The 3,757-nt window shown below is 58.5% G+C and carries 6 protein-coding genes; all 6 read right to left on the bottom strand.

Features of this window, described 5'->3' with window-relative positions; all coding sequences use genetic code 11:
• The coding region (locus FV242_RS33185; protein ID WP_147941911.1) for a hypothetical protein at positions 1–624 on the bottom strand (624 nt) is incomplete at its 3' end.
• Positions 621–1,040, bottom strand: a complete 420-nt coding sequence (locus FV242_RS33180; RefSeq protein ID WP_147941910.1) for a hypothetical protein — start codon at positions 1,038–1,040, stop codon at positions 621–623. The genes FV242_RS33180 and FV242_RS33185, both read right to left, overlap by 4 nt.
• Positions 1,041–1,234: 194 nt before the next feature.
• On the bottom strand, positions 1,235–1,579 hold the full coding sequence (locus tag FV242_RS33175) for a hypothetical protein (RefSeq protein ID WP_147941909.1): 345 nt from the start codon (positions 1,577–1,579) through the stop codon (positions 1,235–1,237).
• A 133-nt stretch (positions 1,580–1,712) separates the two neighbouring features.
• Positions 1,713–1,946, bottom strand: a complete 234-nt coding sequence (locus FV242_RS35970) for a hypothetical protein (protein ID WP_147941908.1) — start codon at positions 1,944–1,946, stop codon at positions 1,713–1,715.
• 122 nt (positions 1,947–2,068) lie between these two features.
• Entirely contained in the window at positions 2,069–3,133 is a 1,065-nt protein-coding gene (locus FV242_RS33165; protein WP_246693005.1) for a site-specific integrase, read from the bottom strand.
• Between the two features lie 24 nt (positions 3,134–3,157).
• Entirely contained in the window at positions 3,158–3,505 is a 348-nt protein-coding gene (locus tag FV242_RS33160; protein WP_147941907.1) for a hypothetical protein, read from the bottom strand.
• Between the last annotated feature and the right edge of the window lie 252 nt (positions 3,506–3,757).

The following is a 3,757-nucleotide window of genomic DNA, read 5'->3' as shown; positions in this document are numbered from 1 at the left end:
CTCAAAAACACTGTCATAAAAATTTACATAGCTCCCACCTCCTCGCCACATGTAGTGCGAGATGGTTTGCCTTACGAATATAAGATCAATTTCTGCGACAGATTTTATTAACTTCGAAGACGAGAGCGTCATCACCGCGTACAAATCGGAAATGCGACCGTAAAATTTTGAGAAATCTGACGCATCCCAAGTTCCATCAATCTTGTACTTTTGCGCTTCCGCGGCGGCTCGCGCCGGAGCAGCATATTCTCGGGTGTGATGCCGCGAGAAAAAGCCTGGTTCTGGATAAAAATCTTCGTTTTCTATTTCATCCTTGGTCGCTATTTTTAGCTTAACGATTTTATCATGCATGCTATCCCAATCAAAAAAATAATGCTTAATGCCATACTCGGAGTCAGTAAATGTGTATCTTAGGTCAAACCGTTGATCCATATACTTTCGCAATGTCGATTTGTTGATTTCGCATGCAAACATTGCGTGGTTCATGTCGTCTCGATCGACATGAACTGCAAGCATTTCTCTGTTGCGATCAGTCCGCAAAAGCGCAACTTGAGGGCCGTCAAAATAGGTAAGGGTTTGGGCCAGTTGTGCGGTTGAGGCCGTGCGAGGCTTTCGAACAGTCATTTGATCCGCCTCGTTGAGCCTACAGACGACACTGGATCGAACGTCGAAAATATCCATAAATCGACGTGGCCAGTGTACTGATTTATCTTCATAATACCAGTTTTTTCATCAATATTCATAAAGTGCAGATATTTATAGAATTTCTTGAAAGATGGCAGGCGCGAGAGAGCTTGCGCAAAATCGTCGTTTTCATAATGGATAAATGTGGAGCAAGAAGCATGCTCGCAGGGATCGGTATCATCGTCACATGTTCGGCCTTTAGCCGAGTATGACTCAAAACATTGTGGCGTGGGTGGGTCTTTACGACCGAGACGCAAAAGTTGCCGCTTAGATGTCTTGGCAGCATCCGCGGGCGGACAGTTTGCTGGCAATTGCTCAGCAAAATCAGGCCGCGCTGTATCTACAGGTTTGTGCAACAGACGCCTCCCGAACGTTACGCTTGGCATAACGTCTAGGTTGGCTATGGCTAGTAGGGATTGCGCTCGCCGATCTCATAGCCCCTACAAGGGGCCATATGAGTCACACTGGCTCAAGCGTGTCAGGCGCGCGCCCATCCTTTGAGATCGTTCACCAAGGCCACCCCCTGCGCGTGGCCCGCCTGCTTCATCTTCTACAGACAGGCGCCGACGCGCTTGCGAATGGTCTGGCCTAGCGCCGCGTCATCGGGGTCCAACCCGCGCCCCTGCATCACCACGCGAGCGATATCCCGTGACGTGATCGGACCCTCCGCGAGCCTCAATGCCCCCATGGCGTGCCGCATCATCTCGTCCCGGAAGGCGGCATGACGGGGCAGGTACTGGCGGTTTGGGATGGCTCCCACGTCCGCGTTGGGGTCAAAGATGCGGATGGCCGCGTCGATCGCGTCGAGGTTAGTAACAAGCTTGCGCAGCTCGGCTCGCTTGTGGTCGATCTGGCCTGCAATCTCGGCCCGCTTGGGGACTAAACCGCTCAGCACATGTTCGTTTTGTATGCCCCGAAAGTGGAGTTAAGGCGCTGAAATTGCTTGTGGCGTTTGCGCCCGAATACCGGAAAATTGTGCCGCTACGATCCATCGCGAATGGCCGCTAGGCGTGGCCTACTCTCAGTTATTAGAGCGCGCGCAGGCGTCGCCCCGAGCTAGCAGTATGCTCTGCACGGCGCGTGCGTTCCAAGTTTACCAACGCCTGCAGCTCCGGTTCTGCGAGATCAAGGAGCGTTGCATCTCGCCAGCGCAGCTTCGTCGCTCCGCGACGGCTGAACCAACGACGCCTCTCATCCTCGACGAGGAGGATGAGCTTCCCCCTCCATGTTCGTTTGAACCAGAACCGTCCCGTCAGCGCCATGGCGGCCTCGCGGATTTGCCGCCTAGTCACACGGACAGGGGCGTTCTCAAGACAATATCGGCCGAGTATCGCCGCGAGCACAACAGTCTAGGTTAAAGGGGATCGACGTCAGGTGTCGCAATTTACAAAAACCCGCTTCCTGAGTGATCCTTGAAGGCGTTCGCCCGCCGGATGTAGCCGACGACCGTCTTAGGATCCCGGTGACGGGATTGGTCCATGATCCGGGCGAGGTCAGCCCCACGCTCGGCCGCGCTGGTGATGTATCCAGCCCGCAGGGAATGAGCCCCGAAGGCTGAGGCATCGAGGCCGGCGGCCGTGCAGTAGGCCTGCAGAATGTTGGCGACGGATCGGTCTGTGAGCCGAGGGTGGCCAAGTTGGCCACCCTTCGCCGTGCTCTTCTGAGGCTGGGGAATTTCTCCACCCTTTGAGCCAGTGGAAGGGTGCCCAAGTTGGGCACCCCTAACTCGGCCCGACCGCGAGACGGGACGGAATACCGGACCTTCCATGATGCCGGCGGCATCAAGCCATTCCCGGACCAACGCCACCGGCCGGACATAGCGGCCGTGCGGGATCGCGACCTCGGCGCCCCTGCCCTCTTGGTCGGTCTTGGCCTTCCGGATCCGAACCCGCAGGCCTTCGGGATGCTCAACCAAATCCTCGACGTCGAGGGCGACCAACTCACTCCGGCGCAAGGCTCCGGCGAAGCCCAATGCCAGCAAGGCTCTGTCGCGCTTGCCGGTGAGGGTCCGTGGCGTCTGGGCCAGGAGGAGCTGAACGATGTCGACCGTGGCGGCCGCCTTCTGGGTCGGTGCCGTGCCGATCCGGCGACGGACACCCTTCAGGACCGCCCTCACCGCTTCGTCGTCGGTGGGGTCCAGCGCCTTCGCCAGCTTATGCGCATACTTGATGGCGGCGATCCGCCGGTCGATGGTCGAGGCGGCTCGGCCTGCCTCCGCTTCCGAGACGATGAACCCAGCCACCGCTTCGGGGCTCGCCGGCACGGCCTCGAACCCATGGCGGCTGCACCAGGCCTGAAAGACCTTGGCGTCGGCCGTGTAGGCCCGCACCGTCGCATCGGCCTTCGAGGCACGCTGATAGGCTCGGACCAAGGCCATGGCCTCAGCGGGCAACCTGCCGGAATAGGCAGGTAGCTCGGCCGGCAGGGTGTTGGGCGCGTCGTCGGTCATGGCTTCGGCCGCTGAGCGGGTAGCTTAGGCATCGCTCGCCTCCCCAATGTCCGGCAGCGTGTAGTCGTCGGCATCACAGCCACGGCCGGCGCCCAACGCCGCCGCGAACATTTCACCGATGATCTGGTCAGCCCAGTCGTTCGGCAGATCCATATATCGGCTGGCGTGCCGGACGAGCCCGCACCAAGCACGGCCGCCCTCGAACTCCAGAGCCGGGCACGGGCCTTCCTTGCCGGCGCCGACGTATTCGACCGCAAGGGCGCACGGCTCCACGGTGCAACAGTAGCCGCACCCATTGCAGGCCTCACCCTTGGACGGCTTCACCGGGACAAACTGGCCCGAGGTTCCGTCTATCAGATGGATCGTCGCCATAGGTTCAACCTAACAACGTAACTTCCGAGAAGAAACATTATCGGAAGCTACGAGATAATCGGCGTGACGGCAAGCCGGATACCCTTACGTCAGTTATACCGCTTTAGCGGCATGCAGGCATTGGCATCAAAAAGATGACTTGATATCACATTAGAATATGATATCATCGCTCTCGATTAATATCAGGAGCCGCCGCGTGGCGGGGGCGGCTGGCGTCGGCCGTCGGGTGCGGGCGGCGCTAGGGGGGGGGGG

It is taken from the genome of Methylobacterium sp. WL64 (assembly GCF_008039945.1).
Classification (GTDB): Bacteria; Pseudomonadota; Alphaproteobacteria; order Rhizobiales; family Beijerinckiaceae; genus Methylobacterium.
The sequence above is the reverse complement of the archived record's forward strand: the minus strand, read 5'-3'. Positions and strand labels throughout refer to the sequence as shown.